The organism is Sphingopyxis sp. H053, assembly GCF_001468225.1.
In the GTDB taxonomy this organism is placed as follows: Bacteria; Pseudomonadota; Alphaproteobacteria; order Sphingomonadales; family Sphingomonadaceae; genus Sphingopyxis.
On record NZ_LNRU01000008.1, the window covers coordinates 1 to 18,050 of the forward strand.

Sequence of the window (18,050 nt, forward strand, 5' to 3'; positions counted from 1 at the left end):
GCATCAAACGCCGCCATCACCAGCGCCGCCTCGTCCACATGCCCGAACGGACGGTCCGCCATATAATCCGCCGACGGCGCGCGGCGCAGGACATAGCCTTCCTCCGCCCAATCGAACGCAAAGCTCTCCATGTTCGCGCCGCCCGACAAACGCGTCAGGCCCGACAAAACGCCAGCACCGACAACGCGGGTCATTATCGCTGGGAGCAACGCGGAAATATCGGTCATGCGAACAACGTCCCGTGCACGGCGGTCATCCGCAGATATTTTGCATTCCATCCCCGCATCGCCCGCGCCTTCTCGTCCATCATTTTACTTAGCATGCTAACTATATGCGATGAATCATTTTGCGGCAAGTAACCTTCGGAGCCGCGACGGCGAAACTCTTCCCAAGCGAGCAGAACCGCCATTCCAGCCACGCCAAAAGGAGGCCATCATGACCCGACATATCCGTGCCTTGTTTACCGGCGCACTCCTGCTCGCGAGCCCCGCCATCGCGGCGATGCCCGCGCCCGAAGGCCTCAGCCGGACCGACCTTCAGCGCCACGATCTTTCGGCGCCCGGCCGCGAGACGGTCCAGGCGCGCATCGACATCGCGCCCGGCGCGGTCGCGCCGTGGCACCGCCACCCGGGCGAAGAGGTGATCTACATCATCGAAGGAACGCTCGAATATCAGCTCGAGGGGCAGGCGCCCGTAACGCTGAAAGCCGGCGAAGTGCTGTTCGTGCCGGCAGGCGTCGCCCACAAGGCGCGCAATCGCACGGCCGCGAACGGCGCCGAACTCGCAACCTATATCGTCGAAAAGGGCAAACCATTACTTGTCCCGGCCGAAGTAATCGAGGCGCGCTGACGCGCCCGCCGGCCATCCGATAAGGCAATATTTAGAATTGGGAGGTAGAAGGACGACGGGGACCAGGGAGGGAATGCATGTTCAGCGTCCTCGAATGCGTCGTTTATCAGCACGATCTGCGATTCGTCCTGATTGCCGCGCTCGTCTGCATCCTCGGAAATATCAGCCTTTTCGTCGTCCTGGGCCGATCGACGCACTGCGTCGACGCCCGCCGGCGTCACTGGCTCATGGTCGCAGCGGTGGCCGAAGGCGTCGGCGTGTGGGCGACGCATTTCGTCGCGATGCTCGCCTATCGCGGATCGATGCCGATCCGTTTCGACGTCGGCCTGACCATTTTGTCGGTCGCCATCGCGATCGGCTTCTTCTGGTGCAGCTTTCGATTGCTCGGCAAGGCGCCGAATGTGGGGCGCTGCGCCGCCGCGGCGGCCGGCGCGGCCGTCGGGGTCGCGGCGATGCATTTCACCGGCATGGCGTCGATCATCGCGCCGGCCCGCGTGACCTATGACCTGGCTCCGATCCTCGTTTCGCTGCTGCTATCGGGGCTGTGCTTTTTCGCCGCCTTCCTCGCCTTCGCAAAGACGCAGGGCTGGAAGAAGGTCGCCCTGCCCGCAGGCTTCGCGGTGCTTGCAATCGTCATCCTGCACTTTACCGCGATGTCGGCCACCACGCTCGTCCCCGATCCAACGCGCGGCGACATATTGGGAACGGCGAGCAGCCGCGACTGGCTCGTCCCCGCGATCGTGATCGCCAATGTCGCGCTGGTCGCGCTCGCCCTCACCGGCTCGCTCGTCGACCGCTGGCTCACCGACGCGCACGGGCTGGCCGATGCGACGCTCGAGGCGCTCGCGATCACGCACGACGGGCGGATCATCGAGGTGAATGCGCGGCTTTGCGCTCTGCTCGGCGTCAGCAGCGGCGCGATCGTCGGCAGCACGCCATCCGACTGGTTCGTCGCGGGCGACGGCGGCTCGTTCGAACCGCCCGACGGCCATTCCGCCGAGGCGCGCCTCCGCAGCAGCTTCGACGAAGACCATATTTTGGAGATTGCGACCCAGACGATCGAATATCGCGGGCGAAGCTGTCAGGTCCTGGCGATCCGCGACCTGTCCGACCGGAAACGCGCGCAGCGGGCGATCGAGCATCTGGCATCGCACGATGCGCTGACCGATCTGTCGAACCGCGCCCACTTCGCGCGCGCGCTCGACGCGGCGATCGAAGCGAAGGCGCCGTTCGCCCTGCTCGCGCTCGACCTCGACCGCTTCAAGGCGGTGAACGACATCTTCGGCCATGGTGCCGGCGACGAGATATTGTGCCGCATCGCCGACATTCTCCGCTCCGTCGTGCGCGCCGACGACATTGTCGCGCGCATCGGCGGCGACGAATTCCTCGTCATCCAGACCGGCGTTTCGGGGCCCGACGACGCGCGCAAGCTGTCGGCGCGCATCCTCGACACGCTGGCGATCGAAATGGACGTCGCGCGCGATCCGATGGCGGTCGGGGTCAGCATCGGCGTCGCGCTCTTTCCCGAGGACGGAACCAACGCCGAAATGCTGCAGCGCAACGCCGACACGGCGCTCTATCGCGCGAAGAATAACGGAAGGGGCAACGCCGCCTTCTTCGATCAGGAGATGGACGAGCTGGCGCAGGAACGCCGCGCGCTCGAACATGATCTGCGCCACGCGATCGCCCGCGATCAGCTTTATGTCGTGTACCAGCCGCTCGTCGCGACGGCCTTTGCGTCGGTGATCGGGTATGAAGCCCTGCTCCGCTGGAACCATCCCGAACGCGGCGAGATCGCGCCCGACGATTTCATCCCCGTTGCCGAGGAAATCGGCGCCATCGTTACGATCGGCGAATGGGTGCTGCGCGAGGCTTGCCGCGCGGCGGCGGGCTGGCCCAAGAATGTCTCGGTCGCCGTCAACGTGTCGACGATCCAGTTTCAGGTGCCGAACCTGCCCGCCGTCGTTCGCGACGCGCTGTCGCAATCGGGGCTCGAGGCGCATCGGCTCGAGCTCGAAATCACCGAGACGGCGTTTCTGCGCAACAAGCACAGCGCGCTGAAGGCGCTCCACGAAATCCGCGCGCTCGGGGTCCGGATCGCGATGGACGATTTCGGCACCGGCTATTCGTCGTTGAGCAATCTCAAAGCCTTCCCGTTCGACAAGATCAAGATCGACAAGAGCTTCGTCGCCTCGATTTCGGACGATGAAGCAGCGCGATCGATCGTTCGCGCGATCATCGGGCTCGGCCGCAGTTTCAATATGCCGATCGTCGCCGAAGGGGTCGAAACGCAGGAACAGCGCCAGATGCTGCTCGACGAGGGCTGCCCGCAGGCGCAAGGCTATTATTTCGGCCGCCCCGCCGCCGACCCATTCCAAGGGGAGTCCTGGTCCGACTTGGAAAAGCGCGACGCCGAGGGCTGAGGCCGCGACGCGCCCCTGCGAAAGTCAGCGATAGCCTTCGCGCGGCGAATGGGGCACAAGCCTTGCGATGGCAGGATATGGGGGATCGATTTGGCCGGTGGAGGACCTTCGGTCCGCCGGCGAGCCTGATTCCACAGCCGAATGCCATCGGCGCGCAGCGCGCGTGCGAGGCTGACGCATGGCCGACGCCGACGAACCCGATATTCTTGCGGCGGCGATCGCGGGCGACCGCGACGCCTTCGAAACCTTGCTGCGGCGTCACTATGACCGCATCCACGGCCTCGCGTGGCAATTGACCGGATCGCGCGCCGATGCCGACGATATTGCGCAGGACGTCTGCTGCATCCTCGCCGAAAAGCTCTCCGCCTTTCGCGGCGACGCCAAATTCACGACCTGGCTGTGCAGCATCGTTTACAACGCCTGCCGCGATTTCCACCGGCGGCGGTCGGCTTTTACGCGGTTCACCGGGCGGCTGAGCATTATGGCCGGGCTGGCGCGGGGGCCCGACGGCCGCGACCTGTATGACGCGGTCTGGATCGAAAGCGCGATCGCGCGATTGAAACCCGACCTTCGCGACACCGCCGTCCTGATCGCGGGGCAGCAGCTGTCGCACGCCGAAGCCGCGCAGATTCTGGGGATCGCCGAAGCGACGGTGTCATGGCGGATGCACGAGATCCGGCGCCTGCTGGCGGCGAATCCCGGCCCCGGCGACTGACCGCGACGCGCCCCCGATTTTTTTCGCAGAGCCCGCCAAGGATTTCCCGCGCCCGCGCGTCCCAGGGACATGCGGGCGATTGTGCGCCGCTGTTGCCAGGGAGACATATCATGTCCCGTTTCTATCTGACGCTTACCGCGGGCCTGTCGATCACGCTCGTCACCGCCTGCTCGCAATCGAACGAAGCCGACATTGCGTCGCCGTCGTCGGAGGCGACCGCGCCGACCCCAAAGACCGAGCTGGAAGAGCATGCTTCGGACATCGTCGTCACCGGACAGCGGGTCGCCCCGCACGTGATGGACGCGCCGGTGGCGATGTCGGCGATCGGTTCGCAACACATCGCATCGCCGCCGCCGCCGGCACAGGCCCGAAAAATGGTCGTGACGGGCAGCGCCATTCGCGCGCCCTATCCCGATCGGATGATGCCCTGGTATCAGGACGTCGGCCGCGACAAATTTACCTCGACGCAGGAGAATGCGTTCAAGATCGCGCGCGACGAGCCCGTGTCGACCTTTTCGATCGACGTCGACACCGCCTCCTATTCCTTTGTCCGCGCGTCGCTGAACAATAATGCCCTGCCACAGCCCGCCGCGGTGCGGACCGAGGAACTGGTCAACTATTTCCCCTATGATTACGCGGCGCCGCGCAGCGCGCAGCAGCCCTTTTCCTCGAATGTCGCCGTCTTCCCGAGCCCATTCACCGTGGGCCGCAAGCTCGTTCGCATCGGCATCAAGGGCTATACGATCGAACGTGCGACGCGGCCGCGCGCGAACCTCGTTTTCCTGATCGACACCTCGGGGTCGATGGACGCGCCGAACAAACTGCCGCTCGTCAAGAAATCGCTCGGCCTGCTGCTCGATCAGCTCGATCGCAACGACCGTGTGTCGATCGTAACTTATGCGGGCAATGCGGGCACCGCGCTTGAGCCGACGCCGGCGAGCCAGAAAGGCAAGATCCTCGCGGTGATCGACCAGCTCGGCGCGGGCGGCAGCACCGCGGGCGCCGAAGGCATCCGCCAGGCCTATGCGCTGGCCGAGCGCAATCTCGACCCGAACGGCGTCAACCGCGTTGTCCTCGCCACCGACGGCGATTTCAATGTCGGCATCACCAATCAGGACGAGTTGAAGGGCTATATCGAGCGCGAGCGCGGCAAGGGCATTTTCCTCTCGGTCCTCGGCTTCGGCATGGGCAATTACAATGACGCGCTGATGCAGACGCTCGCCCAGAACGGCAATGGCGCCGCCGCCTATATCGACACGCTGGGCGAAGCGCGCAAAACGCTGGTCGATGAGGCCACCTCGACGCTCTTCCCGATCGCGAAGGATGTGAAGATCCAGGTCGAGTTCAACCCCGCCACCGTCGCCGAATATCGGCTCATCGGCTATGAAACGCGCATGCTCAACCGCGACGATTTCGACAATGACAAGGTCGATGCGGGCGATGTCGGGTCGGGGCAGACGGTCACCGCGATCTACGAGATCGTCCCCGTCGGCGGGCCACGTACGATGGGTGACCTCAGGTACAGCAAGCCCGCCCCGCGGGCGGTCGCGGCGCCATCGAGCGAATATGGCTTTGTGAAGATCCGGTACAAACTGCCGAAATCGGATCGCAGCCAGCTGATTTCGACGCCGATCGATCGGCGCGTCGAGTTTGCCCGCTTCGCCGACGCGCCGCAGGATGCGCGCTTCGCAACCGGGGTCGCGGCCTTTGCCGAACTGCTCCGCGGCGGGCGCTACAGCGGATCGATGACCTATGACGATGTGCTGCAGATCGTCGGCGCCGCGCGCGGCACCGACGATTTCGGATACCGCATGGAGCTGGTCCAGATGGTCCGCGCCGCCAAGACGGCGGGATCGATGGCAAAGCTGGAACGCTGATCATGGTGCGGCGGCGGTTCCTGCGAAGCGCCGCCGCATCCGCCCCGCCCATTTCGGCCGGTCGATCGAGATATTCGACCGCCGCGATATTGTGCGTATAAGGCCAGACGATGCCCAAGCCCCTTCTCTCGCGCCTGCCATCTCGACCGGGTTCGAAATCGCGCCGCGCCGCGCCGGGGGCATCGTAGCCATGGCGGGCGATGACGAGCTGAAAGCGTTCCTGCCCGAGCCGCCGCCGCCCGCGCCGAAGCGGCGCGAGGCGGCGATTGCCGGCGCGCTTGCCCGCTTCGACGGCGCCCCCGCGCCGCAGGTCGCGCCTCGGCCGGCGAGAGCATCCTGGTGGGCCAATCTTCGGCGTCCGCAGGCCGGGCTGTTCGCGACCGCCGCGCTGGTCGCCGCGATCAGCCTGCCCTTTGCATGGACGGCATTGGATCCGGGCGCGCCAGTCGCCGACGAACAGATTGTGCGCGAGACGCGCGAGCCGGCACCCACGGTCGTGGACAACCAGGCCGAAGTGCCCGCTCCCGTCGCGATCGCGGCACCGCCGCCCGCAAAGAACAGCCCTGCCGCCGAGCAAGTCGCGGCGGCGCCGCTTGCCGTTTCCGCGCCGGTGGCGAAGCGAGTGGAACTGGCGCAGGCGCCGCCCGCCGCGCCCGCCGCAAAAGCCGAGGAACGCGAGGGGATCATCGTCTCGGCGCAGCGCGTGGCGCGCCCTGTGCAGGATTCACCCTCCGCCATTTCGGCCTATTCATCGAGCGAAGTCGCCGAGGATTCGGTCGTCGTCACGGGAACACGCGTCGCGCCGCGCGGCGCGCCCCGGCGCGGCGACTGGAACGCCTGCACGGTGAACGATCCGAGCCGGGCGCTGTCGCGGTGTAAAAAGCTGGCAAGCGGGGGAGCGAAAGCCGTTCGCGCGCAAGCCGACGCGCATCTTTCCGACGGGCTGAAACAGGCGTGGGAGGGCGATCTCGACGGCGCGATCACGGCCTTCGATCAGGCAATTGCCGTCGCGCCCGACCTGTCGGTCGCTTATCTCAATCGCGGCCTCGCTTACGACCGTCAGGGCGAAAGCGCGCGCGCGATCGCCGATCTCGACCGGGCGGTCCGGCACGCGCCGCAGTCGGCGCGCGCCTATTATAATCGCAGCCTTCTGCTGCGAAAACAGGGCGATACGAAGCGCGCCGACGTCGATGAACAGCGCGCGGTCAACCTCGACGCCCGGTATCAGGCGATACGGCAGCCGCGCGAGCGCGATTAGACCGGGCTGGTCAGGCTGCGAACCATAGGCAGGCGGTCGACATCCGCGTCCGTACCCCCGAGCTGGTGATAGTCCTGCACAATCTGCGACAGCGCCGACAGTGCCAGCGTCGCCGGATCGCGCGTCGCGGGGATCAGCCCCACCGATGTGCGGAGCTTTTCCCGAAGGTCCTCGCGCACGCCGGCATCGCGCAAGGCGTTCCGCCGGACATCCTGCGTCCGCTGGCTCCCGATCGCCCCGACGTAAAAGGAAGGAAGCTGGAGCGCGCGCGGCAGCAACTCCTCCTCCCAGTCGCGGTCGTGGAAGACCGAAATGATCGCGGTCCACGGATCGGTGACGAGCGGCCGCAAGTTTGTGCGCGAAGTCAGCCGAACCGTGTCGAAACCCTCGGCATCGAGATCGGCCAAAGCCCGTTCGTCGGGGGAGAGGACGCTGACCTCGGCCCCGAAGGCGGCGGCGAGACGCGCCAGCGCCGTGAGTTCCTCGCCCTGCCCCATCGCGACGATCCGGAGCTTCGGAACATAGCCGAGACGGAAGCTTCCATCCTCCCAGCCAGCCCGCGCGTGCGCATCGGTGATCGTCTCGACATGCACGCCATCGTCGGCCAGCCGCAGCGCCGCGATTTGCCGGCGATCGTGCTGCGCGAGCGCCTGTCCGATCGCATCGGGATCGGGGCGCGGGTTGAACAGCAGGTCGATCCCGCCGCCGCACGGAAGCCGGATGTCGAGATAGGGCGATCCCGCGCCGAAGCGTACGAGCTTAGCGCGCCCGTGCTCCAGTGTTCCGATCGCCTCGGCGACGACCGCCGCCTCGATGCAGCCGCCCGAGAAGGAACCTGCATATCGCCCATCCTCGGCCACCGCCATCTGCGCGCCGATCGCGCGCGGCGACGATCCCTCGATCGCGGTGAGCGTGACGAGGATCGTCGCGGCACCCTCTGCGGTGCGCGCCAGAACAAAGCGCAATATGTCGGCCGGCGTGGTTGCTATCATCTGCGATTTGCTTTGAAGTCAGCCGACGCGCAAAGGGCGTCTGAAGGGACGAGAGCCATGGTCGAAGCCGCGAACATCGCCGCCATCCTGCTCGCCGCGGGGATATCGCGGCGGTTCGGGACCGAGGACAAGCTGCTCGCCCCGCTCGCGGGCGAACCGCTGGTGCTGCACGCAGCCAGGCACATCGCCCTGCTGGCGCCGCGGCGCCGCATCGCCGTCTGCCGCGATGACCGTGGCGCGCTCGCGGAATTGCTCGCGGCGCACGGCTTCGAGATTGTCGCCAATCCGCATCCCGAGCACGGGCTGTCGCGATCCCTCTCGTGCGGCATTGCCGAAGCGGCACGCGGGCCCGACGTCGCGGCGATGGTCTGCCTCGCCGACATGCCCTTCGTCGGCACCGGCCATCTGCGCAAACTCATCGCCCGGTTCGATCCGGTGGCAGCGCCCGTGGTGGCGTCGACGAACGGGGACGCGACGATGCCCCCGGCGCTGTTCGCCCGCGGGCTGTTCGAAAAGCTGCGCGGCGGCGAAGGCGACCGCGGCGGCAAGGCTTTGCTGGCGAATGCCGCACTTGTCCACGCCGACGCGAACGAGCTGATGGACATCGACCGGCCGGGCGATTTGCCCAAATGAAACCCCGCTTTCACGCTGGCGATCACACCATGTCCGGCAGCTTGCCAAGCAGCTTGTCGAGCGTAATCGGGTAATTGCGGACGCGCACGCCGGTCGCGTTGTAGACCGCGTTGGCGACCGCCGCCGCAACGCCGCAGATGCCGAGTTCGCCGACGCCCTTCGCCTTCATCGGCGAGGTGGTCGGATCGGCCTCGTCGAGGAAGATCACTTCCTGATGCGGAATGTCGGCGTGGACGGGGACTTCATAGCCGGCGAGATCGTGATTGACGAAGAAGCCGAAGCGCTTGTCAACCGCAAGCTCCTCCATCAGCGCCGCGCCTGCGCCCATCGTCATCGCGCCGATCACCTGGCTGCGCGCCGCCTTGGGGTTGAGGATACGCCCGGCAGCGCAGACCGCGAGCATCCGGCGGACGCGAATTTCGCCCGTCATCGCATCGACGCCGACCTCGACGAAATGCGCGCCAAAGGTCGATTGCTGAAATTTTTCGGCGAGGTCGCCATATTCCATCTTGTCCTCGGCGACGAGTTCGCCGTCGGCGGCCGCATCACCGAGCGCGACGCTGCGGCGCCCGGCCTTGACCTTGCCACCTGCAAAGACCGCATCAGACGCGAGGCCGAGCTTCTGCACCACCGCCTCGCGCAGCTTGACGCACGCGGCGTAGACGCCCGCGGTCGAGCTGTTGGCACCCCATTGCCCGCCCGAACCCGCCGACACCGGAAACGCCGAATCGCCGAGCTTCACGGCGACCTTGTCGAGCGGGACACCCATCATTTCGGCGGCGGTCTGGGCGATGATCGTATAGGTGCCGGTGCCGATGTCGGTCATGTCGGTCTCGACCGTCACGACCCCTGATTTGGCGAGGCGAACGCGCGCCGCCGACGGCCCGTTGAGGTTATTGCGGAACGCCGCGGCGACCCCCATCCCGACCAGCCAGCGCCCGTCGCGGGTGGCGCCGGGCTTGGCGCGCTTGCTCCAGCCGAACTTGTCGGCGCCGGTCTCGAGGCATTTATTGAGCTGGCGCTGCGAAAAGGGCCGGCTCGGCTTTTCGGGGTCGACCTGTGTGTCGTTGAGGACGCGCAAGGCGATCGGGTCTATGCCGAGCTTCTCGGCCAGCTCGTCGACTGCGATCTCGAGCGCCATCAGCCCCGGCGCCTCGCCCGGCGCACGCATCGCATTGCCTTCGGGCAGGTCGAGCACCGCAAGGCGCATCGCGGTCATGCGATTTTCGCCGGCATAGAGCAGGCGTGTCTGCGCCACCGCGGTTTCGGGGCCGCCACCGGGCAGATCGCCCGACCAGCTTTCGTGCCCGATCGCGGTGAGCTTCCCGTCGGCGGTCGCGCCGAGCCGGACGCGCTGGATCGTCGCCGGGCGGTGCGTCGTGTTGTTGATCATCAGCGGCCGGGGCAGCGCGACCTTGACCGGCCGCTTCGCCGCCTTCGCACCCAGCGCGGCCAGCAGCACATCGGCGCGATTGAACAATTTTCCGCCGAATCCGCCACCAATATAGGGCGAGTCGAAGCGGATATTCTCCTTTGGAATGCCCAGCGTCTTCGCCATGTCGCCGACCGACCAGGCGATCATCTGGTTCGACGTCCAGACGGTCAGCTTGTCGCCCTCCCACGCCGCGATCGACGCATGCGGCTCCATCATCGCGTGGCTGTGATCGGGGGTCGTGTAGCGCGCATCGATCTGCACGGGCGCAGCGGCGAAGGCGGCGGCGAAATTGCCGACGGCGCTGTCGGGTTCGGTGCCGAATGATGCTTTCGGCTTGATCGCCGTGTCGATCGCGGCGGCAAGATCGTACGCGCCCTTGCCGCGCGCATATTCGACGCGGACAAGCGAGGCGGCGGCGCGCGCCTGTTCGAAACTGTCGGCGACGACAAGCGCGATCGCCTGATGATAATGTTCGATGTCGGGGCCGCCAAGCAATTTGGCGGTGTTGAAATCGCCCTTTGCCAGCTTGCCCGCATTGTCCGCGGTGACGATCGCGATGACGCCCGGTGCCGCCCTCGCTTCGTCGAGGTTCATCGACGCGATCCGCCCCTTGGCGATCGCCGATCCGACGACATAGCCATAGGCCTGGTTCGCCGCGACATCGTGGCGTTCATAGGCATAGGGCGCGGTGCCCGTCGTCTTGAGCGGACCCTCGATGCGATTGGTGGGTTTGCCGACGATCTTCATCTGATCGATCGGATTGGTCGTCGCGGGCGTGTCGAATTTCATGGCTCAGCCCTTCGCTTGCGTCAGCACCCCGGCGAGCGTGCGCTCGACGAGGGGCAGCTTATAGGCATTTTCGTGCGTGGTCCTGGCGCCCGCAAGCAGTCCGTCGGCAACGGGCTTCGCCCCGCGCGGCAACGCCGCCTCGGCCGCTTCGACGCGCCACGGCTTATAGCCGACCCCACCGAGCGCCACACGGCCGCTTCCGTCGCGCTGGACGATCGCGCCGACCGAGATCAGCGCGAAGGCATAGGACGCGCGGTCGCGGACCTTGTGATAGATGTGCGTCCCGCCGACGGGCTTCGGCAATGTGACTGCGGTGATCAGTTCACCCGGCGCCAGCACCGTCTCCAGATGCGGGGTCTTCGCTGGCGCGCGGTAGAAATCGGCGATGGGGATCGCGCGCGCCTTGCCCGCCGCGTCGACCGTCTCGATCGCGGCATCGAGCGCGCGCATCGCCACCGCCATATCGCTGGGGTGCGTCGCGATACACGCGTCGCTGGCGCCAACCACCGCGTGCAGCCGGTTGAAGCCGCCGATCGCGGCGCAGCCGCTGCCCGGCTGGCGCTTGTTGCACGGCTGGTTGGTGTCGTAAAAATAGGGGCAGCGCGTCCGCTGGAGCAGATTGCCCGCGGTCGTCGCCTTGTTGCGGAGTTGCCCCGATGCGCTCGCGACGAGCGCACGGGTCAAAAGACCATAGTCGCGCCGCACGCGCGCGTCGCTCGCCAAATCGGTGTTGCGGACCATCGCGCCGATGCGCAGCCCGCCATCTGCCGTCGCCTCGATCTTGTCGAGCGCGAGACGGCTGACATCGATCAAATGCTGCGGCGTTTCGATCTCGAGCTTCATCAGATCGAGCAGGTTGGTGCCGCCCGCGATGAAGCGCGCGCCGGGGGTCCGGGCAAAGGCCGCGGTCGCCGCCGCCGCACTATCGACGCGTTCGTAGGTGAAGCTTTTCATGCCTTCACTCCCGCCACATCGGTGATCGCATCGATGATGTTCGAATAGGCGCCGCAGCGGCAGATATTGCCGCTCATCCGCTCGCGCAGCTCGACCTTCGTCACCGCGGGCGCGGCGCCGAGGTCGGCGGTGACATGGCTCGGAACCCCTGCCTTGATCTCGTCGAGCACCGCGACCGCCGAACAAATCTGCCCCGGGGTGCAATAGCCGCATTGATAACCGTCGTGCGTCACGAAGGCGTCCTGCATTGCGTGCATCTTGTCGGGGGTGCCAAGCCCTTCGATCGTTGTGATCTTCTCGCCCTCGTGCATCACCGCCAAGGTCAGGCAGCTGTTGATCCGCCGCCCGTCGACGATCACGGTGCACGCGCCGCACTGGCCGTGATCGCACCCCTTCTTGGTCCCGGTCAGATGCAGATGCTCGCGCAGCGCGTCGAGCAGCGACGTTCGCGTGTCGAGTTCCAGCTCGCGCGCCGTGCCATTCACCTCGAAGGCCACTTTGGCGGTCGGCGGAGATTTGGCAGGAGGCGTGGCGGCGGCCGCGGTCCCGATCGGGACCATCGTCACCGTCGCGACCGAGGCCGCGCCGCCCACGAGCACGCCGCGCCGGGACAGCTCATATTCTTCGGGAGTTTGCATCGCATTCGTCCGTTTCTGTTCTGTTTGCCAATGGACGCGAAGGCCCACGGGGAAGGTTCAGGCAGTCGATACCGCACGGCTTATTGGGACCGCGTCGGCACAGAAAATTCGGATTCCTGATACACCGGTATCATAGTGCGGGACCGGGGAATAGACGCTGGTCCATGCGATCGCGTGGCAAGTCGATTGCGGACATGAAATGACGGCGCTAGCGACGGGCCATGACATCGGTTCGCTCACGTCCGCCCGCGCTCGTCGCTGCCTTTCAGTCGCTTGGTATCGCCGCATCGCTGATGGCGGCGGCGCCCTCGTACGCGGCCGAACAGGTGCTTTATACCAATGTGTCGGTTATCGACGGAACCGGCGGTCCGGCGCGTGGCAATCAGGATATCCTGATCGACGGCGAGCGCATCGTCGCGATCGGCGCGCATGACACGCTGGCGTCGCGCGCGGCGACGGCGCGCCGGGTCAACCTGACCGGGCGCTTCGTGATCCCGGGACTGATCGACAGCCACGTCCACCTCGCCACCCCGCCCAACCGCCCTCGCGCCGAAGCGATCCTGCGCCGCCAACTTTATGGCGGCGTGACCGCGGTGCGCGACATGGCCGACGATCTGCGCGCGGTGGGCGAGTTGTCGCGCGCGTCGCTGGTCGGCGAGATTCCCGCGCCCGACATCCATTATGCCGCATTGATGGCCGGGCCGTCCTTTTTCGAGGATCCCCGCGTGCTCGCGGTCAGCCGCGGCTTCACGCCCGGCACCGCGCCGTGGATGCAGGCGATCGACAAAAAGACCGACCTCCGCACCGCGGTCACGCTAGCGCGCGGCACCTCGGCGAGCGCGATCAAGATCTACGCGAACCTGCCGGCCGAACGCGTCGCGGCGATCACCGCCGAGGCGCACCGCCAGAAGCTGATGATCTGGGCGCACAGCGCGGTCTTCCCTGCCCGCCCCGCCGAGGTGATCGCGGCGGGCGTCGATTCGGTCAGCCATGTTTGTTATCTCGGCTATGAAGCGCAGCCCGAAATGCTCGCCGCCTATCAGGACCGCACCCCGGTCGACGAGGCGCGCCTTGCCGCGACCGGCGACGATCCGGTCGTCGCCCGCCTCTTCGACGCGATGCGGACGCGCGGCACGATCCTCGACGCGACCGGCAGCCTGTTCGTGAAGTTCGAGGCCTCCCGCAAGGCCGACCCAGGGGCCAAGCCGCTGCGTTGCAGCGGCGCGCGCACGATACGCCTGACGCAGCAGGCGTGGCGCGCAGGGTTGCCGATTTCGACCGGCACCGATTTCGTCAATCCCGCCGGCGACGCCTGGCCCGAAGTCCACGCCGAGCTTCGCTATCTGGCGAAGGACGTCGGCATGCCCCCGCTCGCGGTCATCCATTCGGCGACGCTCGTCGGCGCGCGCGCCGCGGGGCAGGACAAGGAGATGGGATCGATCGAGCCCGGCAAGCTCGCGAACTTCGTCGTGCTCGCGGCGGACCCGCTCGCCGACATCGACAATATCGAAAAGATCGAAATGACGGTGAAGCGCGGCCGCGAATACCGGCGCGCCGATTATATCGCGCCGACCGCGAAGGAGCTTGGCAATGACGATTGACCGGCGCGCGATGCTTGCGGGGGCGGCGGGCATGGCCGCGACATCGCTGCTACCCGGAGCGGGCCGCGCCGCGGTGCCCGATGGCCGCAAATGGGTGATCGTCAATGCGCTCGGCGGGCTCGCCGATCCGAATATACGCGATGCCCCCGACCCGTTCTCGCCGCGCGTGCTGGCCGAGGCGCATGCTTCAGGCGTCACGGCGATCAATTGCACCCTCGGCTATGTCGCGGGTCCGGCCGAACCGTTCGAAAAGAGCGTCGCCGACGTCGCAGAGATGGACATGTTGCTGCGCCGCTATCCGCGCGACCTCGTCAAGATTTTGAGCGCCGCCGACATCCGCCGCGCCAAGGCCGAAAAGAAGATCGGGATCATCTACGGATTCCAGAATGGCGCGATGATGGGAAAGGATGCGGGCCGGGTCGATATCTTCGCCAACATGGGCGTGCGCATCTTCCAGCTCACCTATAATCCGGCGAACCAGCTCGGCGACGGGTCGATGGCACCCGACAATCGCGGACTGACGCCGTTCGGTCGCGAAGTGATCGAGCGGCTCAATGCGCAGCGAATGATCGTCGACCTGTCGCACAGCGGCGAGAAGACCTGCCTCGAGGCCGCGCGCGCGTCGAAGGCGCCGATCTCGATCAACCATACCGGATGCCGCACCGTCACCGACCTCCCGCGCAACAAGACCGACGCCGAATTGCGACTGGTCGCCGAAAAGGGCGGCTTCGTCGGCATCTATTTCATGCCCTTCCTAAATGTGTCGGGCCACGCGCGCGCCGAGGATGTCGTCGCGCATATCGACCATGCGGTGAACATCTGCGGCGAGGATCATGTCGGGATCGGCACCGACGGCACCGTCGGCCAGATCGACGATCTCCAGGCCTACGAAGCCGTGCTCGCCAAGGAGATCGCCGAGCGCCGGGCGGCGGGGATCAGCGCCGCGGGCGAGCGCCCCGACACCTATCCCTTCGTCGTCGACCTGCGCGGGCCCGACCAGTTTCGCAAACTCATCGGCCTGCTAGCCGTGCGCGGCTATTCGAGTGGCCGGATCGAGAAGATCATGGGGCTCAATTTCCTGCGCCACGCCGAAGGCGTCTGGGGTGGCTGATCCGATCCGCTTCATCGATGCGGACGAAGTCCGCAAGCGGCTCGACCACCGGACGTGCATCGACCTGATGTGCCCCGCGATGATCGCGCTTGCCGAAGGACGCAGCCGGCAGTTGCTGCGCGGCATCATCGACCTCGACGGCGGCGATCTGTTCGGCGTGATGCCCGGCGCGCTCGACGGCGCCGGCTTCGGCGCGAAGATCATCAGCATCTTCCCGGCCGCCGCCGAGCAGGGCAGCTCGCATCAAGGCGTCATCATCCTGTTCGATCGCACGAGCGGCGCGCCGGTGTGCGTGATCGACGCCAGCGAGGTCACCGCGATCCGCACCGCCGCCGCTTCGGCAGCGGCGACCGACGCACTCGCGTTGCCGGGCGCCAGCCGTCTCGCGATCATGGGGACGGGCGAACAGGCATGGCATCATGTCGCCGCCATCCGCCACGTGCGGCCGCTCGACGAAGTGCGAATTTGGGGACGCGCGCCTGAAAAGGCGGGCGAGCTTGCCGGCCGGATCGCCGACGACTTCGGTTTTGCTGCCTATGAGGTGGCCTCGGTGGCCGAGGCGGCGGAGGGCGCCGATATCATTTGCACGCTGACCGGGGCGGCCGAACCATTCCTGCTCAACGCGCACGTCGCGGACGGAACGCATATCAACGCCGTCGGCTCCAGCCGCGCGGGACCGACCGAAATCGACGAAGCGCTTGTAGCGCGGGCGCGTTTCGTGCCCGATCATCGTGAGGGGGTGCTGGCGCAGGGCGCGGAATATCTGCGCGCACGCGACGCGGGGCTGGTCACCGAAGCGCATGTCCTGCCCGAGATCGGGCATGTCTTTTCGGGCTCCACCCCGGGCCGCCTGACGGCATCGGACGTCACCATCTATAAATCGCTGGGCTCGATCGTACAGGATCTGGCCTGCGCCGCCTGGCTTTGGAAGACGCACCGCGATCGCGTATCCGGGGCATAACCGGCCGCTTCTACGTCAGCATCGTGGGACTCCTATTCCACCGAATAGGCTGCATGCGCCCCGTCGATGCGGTAAGGAAAATCATGATTACCGAACCGACTCGCTCCGCTCGTGGCGCGTCCATGACCGCGAAGCCGGCCTGACCCGCTATGGCGGAATATGTCTTCAAACCCCACGAGCGGCCGACGCTTCCGGGATCGCCCGCCAATCCCGATCATCCGACCGCGCGCATGGTGCGCCATTTCCTGATCGGCTGCCTGATCGGGATCACCGGCGGGCTCGGCAACGCGCTGGTCACGGTCAACCTCAACTTCGCGCAAGGGACGCTCGGGCTCAACAGCGACGAAGCGGCGTGGCTGACCGCCGCCTATTTCATGACCAACGTCACGGCGAACCTGCTGCTCGTCAAATATCGCCAGCAGTTCGGGCTCCAGCCGTTCATCCGCTACACGCTCGTCGCCTATGCCGTGACGACGCTGATGCACCTGTTCATCCACGATTTCTGGACGTCGGTCGCGGTGCGCGCGATGAGCGGGATTGCGGCGAGCGGCCTCTCGACGCTGACCATCCTCTATTTCTTCCAGGCGCTTCCGGCATCGAAGCGGCTTGCCGCGGTGATGATCGGCATCTGTATCCCGCAGATCGCGACGCCGCTCGCGCGTGTGCTGTCGCCGGGGCTGCTCATCTGGGGCGACTGGCACAATCTCTACTGGTTCGAATTCGGGCTCGCGCTGGCGACGCTGGCCGCGGTGATGGCGCAGCCGCTGCCGCCGAGCGAGCGCGAAAAAGTGTTCGAGCCACTCGACTTCCTGACCTTCTTCCTCCTCGCGCCGGGACTATGGCTGCTGATCGCGGTACTGTCGCAAGGGCGGATCCAATGGTGGACCGAACGGCCGTGGATCGGCTGGTCGCTGGCGGCAAGTGTCGCGCTGATCGCCGCCGCGGTGCTCGTCGAACATCATCGCCGGAACCCGCTCATCAACACGCGTTGGCTCGGCACGCGCGAGATGCTCCGGCTGATCGCGGTCGCCGCATCGGTCCGCATCCTGCTGTCCGAACAGGCGTTCGGCTCGGTCGGATTCCTCAGCACCGTGGGCATGATCAACGACCAGATGGTCACGCTGAACCTGATCGTCGTCTTCGCGTCGATCGCCGGCCTCGTGACCGCGGTGCTGACCTTTCGTCCCGACAATCTGTCGCGGCCGATCATCATCGCGGTGATATTGATCGTGATCGCATCCTTCATGGATGCCCATACGACCAACCTTACCCGGCCAAGCCATTTCTATCTCAGCCAGGCGCTGATCGGCTTTGCCTCGCTGCTCTTCCTTGCGCAGGCGATGGTGATCGGCATCGCCCGGACCCTGCTCGCGGGCGGCAAGAATTTCATCAGCTTCGTCGTGATCTTCAGCATGAGCCAGAGCATCGGCGGTCTCGCCGGCGGCACCCTGCTCGGGACGTTCCAGACGGTCCGCGAGAAATATCATTCGCACGAACTTGTCCAGAACATCGTCGCGAGCGACCCGCTGGTCGCGGCACGGCTCGGCGCGGGCAGCCGCGTCGTTGCCGGGACGGTCGGCGACCCGGTACTACGCACCGCCGAGGGCGCCGCGCTGCTGAGCCAGCAAGTCACGCGCGAGGCGCATATCCTTGCGTATAATGACGTATTCCTGCTGGTCGGGGTGCTCGCGATCTTGACGGCACTATGGGGTTTCATGATCAGCTGGTCTATCCGGCGGCGAAACGAACCGTCGCCGGTGATATTATTGGCCCAGCGTCTGCAGGCGCAGGCACAAGCTCGACAGGGGCAATAG

The 18,050-nt window shown here is 66.4% G+C and carries 15 protein-coding genes and 1 pseudogene; 10 read left to right on the forward strand and 6 right to left on the reverse strand.

The window, feature by feature from the left end; genetic code table 11:
• Both ATE70_RS16460 and ATE70_RS24920 read right to left on the reverse strand, forming a co-directional pair.
• A pseudogene (locus tag ATE70_RS16460) lies at window positions 1-227 on the reverse strand (phosphotransferase family protein); the annotation flags it as partial.
• Complete coding sequence (locus ATE70_RS24920) at window positions 224-409, reverse strand: hypothetical protein (RefSeq protein ID WP_058814559.1); 186 nt, start codon at window positions 407-409, stop codon at window positions 224-226. The pseudogene ATE70_RS16460 and the gene ATE70_RS24920, both read right to left, overlap by 4 nt.
• Before the next feature lie 26 nt (window positions 410-435).
• Here ATE70_RS24920 and ATE70_RS16465 point away from each other — a divergent pair, with 26 nt between their 5' ends.
• From ATE70_RS16465 to ATE70_RS16485, 5 genes are all read left to right on the forward strand, one after another.
• Window positions 436-849, forward strand: coding sequence for a cupin domain-containing protein (locus ATE70_RS16465; protein ID WP_058538946.1), 414 nt, complete (start codon window positions 436-438; stop codon window positions 847-849).
• 77 nt (window positions 850-926) lie between these two features.
• On the forward strand, window positions 927-3,272 hold the full coding sequence (locus tag ATE70_RS16470; protein WP_082639714.1) for an EAL domain-containing protein: 2,346 nt from the start codon (window positions 927-929) through the stop codon (window positions 3,270-3,272).
• A gap of 178 nt (window positions 3,273-3,450) precedes the next feature.
• Complete coding sequence (locus ATE70_RS16475) at window positions 3,451-3,987, forward strand: RNA polymerase sigma factor (RefSeq protein WP_058538947.1); 537 nt, start codon at window positions 3,451-3,453, stop codon at window positions 3,985-3,987.
• A 110-nt stretch (window positions 3,988-4,097) separates the two neighbouring features.
• A complete protein-coding gene (locus tag ATE70_RS16480) occupies window positions 4,098-5,864 on the forward strand; it encodes a vWA domain-containing protein (RefSeq protein WP_231732745.1) in 1,767 nt (588 codons plus the stop codon).
• A 190-nt stretch (window positions 5,865-6,054) separates the two neighbouring features.
• On the forward strand, window positions 6,055-7,122 hold the full coding sequence (locus ATE70_RS16485; RefSeq protein ID WP_058538948.1) for a tetratricopeptide repeat protein: 1,068 nt from the start codon (window positions 6,055-6,057) through the stop codon (window positions 7,120-7,122).
• Here the strand turns inward: ATE70_RS16485 and ATE70_RS16490 are convergent.
• Window positions 7,119-8,114, reverse strand: coding sequence for an XdhC family protein (locus tag ATE70_RS16490; protein ID WP_082639717.1), 996 nt, complete (start codon window positions 8,112-8,114; stop codon window positions 7,119-7,121). The two genes, ATE70_RS16485 and ATE70_RS16490, sit on opposite strands and share 4 nt — an antisense overlap.
• Before the next feature lie 57 nt (window positions 8,115-8,171).
• Here ATE70_RS16490 and ATE70_RS16495 point away from each other — a divergent pair, with 57 nt between their 5' ends.
• The gene (locus tag ATE70_RS16495; RefSeq protein ID WP_058538949.1) at window positions 8,172-8,747 is read left to right on the forward strand and encodes a nucleotidyltransferase family protein; all 576 of its coding nucleotides are present in this window, start codon (window positions 8,172-8,174) and stop codon (window positions 8,745-8,747) included.
• A gap of 22 nt (window positions 8,748-8,769) precedes the next feature.
• Here ATE70_RS16495 and paoC read toward each other — a convergent pair whose 3' ends face one another.
• Genes paoC through paoA form a run of 3 tightly spaced genes read right to left on the reverse strand, consistent with a single transcriptional unit; the run spans window position 8,770 to window position 12,563 of the window.
• Window positions 8,770-10,971 (reverse strand): aldehyde oxidoreductase molybdenum-binding subunit PaoC, encoded by a 2,202-nt coding sequence (gene paoC, locus ATE70_RS16500; RefSeq protein ID WP_058538950.1) that lies wholly within the window; start codon window positions 10,969-10,971, stop codon window positions 8,770-8,772.
• A 3-nt stretch (window positions 10,972-10,974) separates the two neighbouring features.
• Entirely contained in the window at window positions 10,975-11,925 is a 951-nt protein-coding gene (locus ATE70_RS16505; RefSeq protein WP_058538951.1) for an FAD binding domain-containing protein, read from the reverse strand.
• Window positions 11,922-12,563, reverse strand: coding sequence for an aldehyde dehydrogenase iron-sulfur subunit PaoA (gene paoA / locus ATE70_RS16510; RefSeq protein ID WP_058538952.1), 642 nt, complete (start codon window positions 12,561-12,563; stop codon window positions 11,922-11,924). The genes ATE70_RS16505 and paoA overlap by 4 nt, the downstream gene beginning before the upstream one ends.
• A 221-nt stretch (window positions 12,564-12,784) precedes the next feature.
• Between paoA and ATE70_RS16515 the strand changes: the two genes are divergently transcribed.
• The 4 genes from ATE70_RS16515 (at window position 12,785) to ATE70_RS16530 (ending at window position 18,050) form a co-directional block, all read left to right on the forward strand.
• Window positions 12,785-14,164: an amidohydrolase family protein gene (locus ATE70_RS16515; RefSeq protein WP_058538953.1), complete on the forward strand. Its 1,380-nt coding sequence runs from the start codon at window positions 12,785-12,787 to the stop codon at window positions 14,162-14,164.
• Window positions 14,154-15,275, forward strand: coding sequence for a dipeptidase (locus ATE70_RS16520; protein ID WP_058538954.1), 1,122 nt, complete (start codon window positions 14,154-14,156; stop codon window positions 15,273-15,275). Before ATE70_RS16515 ends, ATE70_RS16520 begins: the two co-directional genes overlap by 11 nt.
• Window positions 15,268-16,236 (forward strand): ornithine cyclodeaminase family protein, encoded by a 969-nt coding sequence (locus tag ATE70_RS16525; protein ID WP_231732746.1) that lies wholly within the window; start codon window positions 15,268-15,270, stop codon window positions 16,234-16,236. The genes ATE70_RS16520 and ATE70_RS16525 overlap by 8 nt, the downstream gene beginning before the upstream one ends.
• Before the next feature lie 149 nt (window positions 16,237-16,385).
• Window positions 16,386-18,050, forward strand: a complete 1,665-nt coding sequence (locus ATE70_RS16530; protein WP_058538955.1) for an MFS transporter — start codon at window positions 16,386-16,388, stop codon at window positions 18,048-18,050.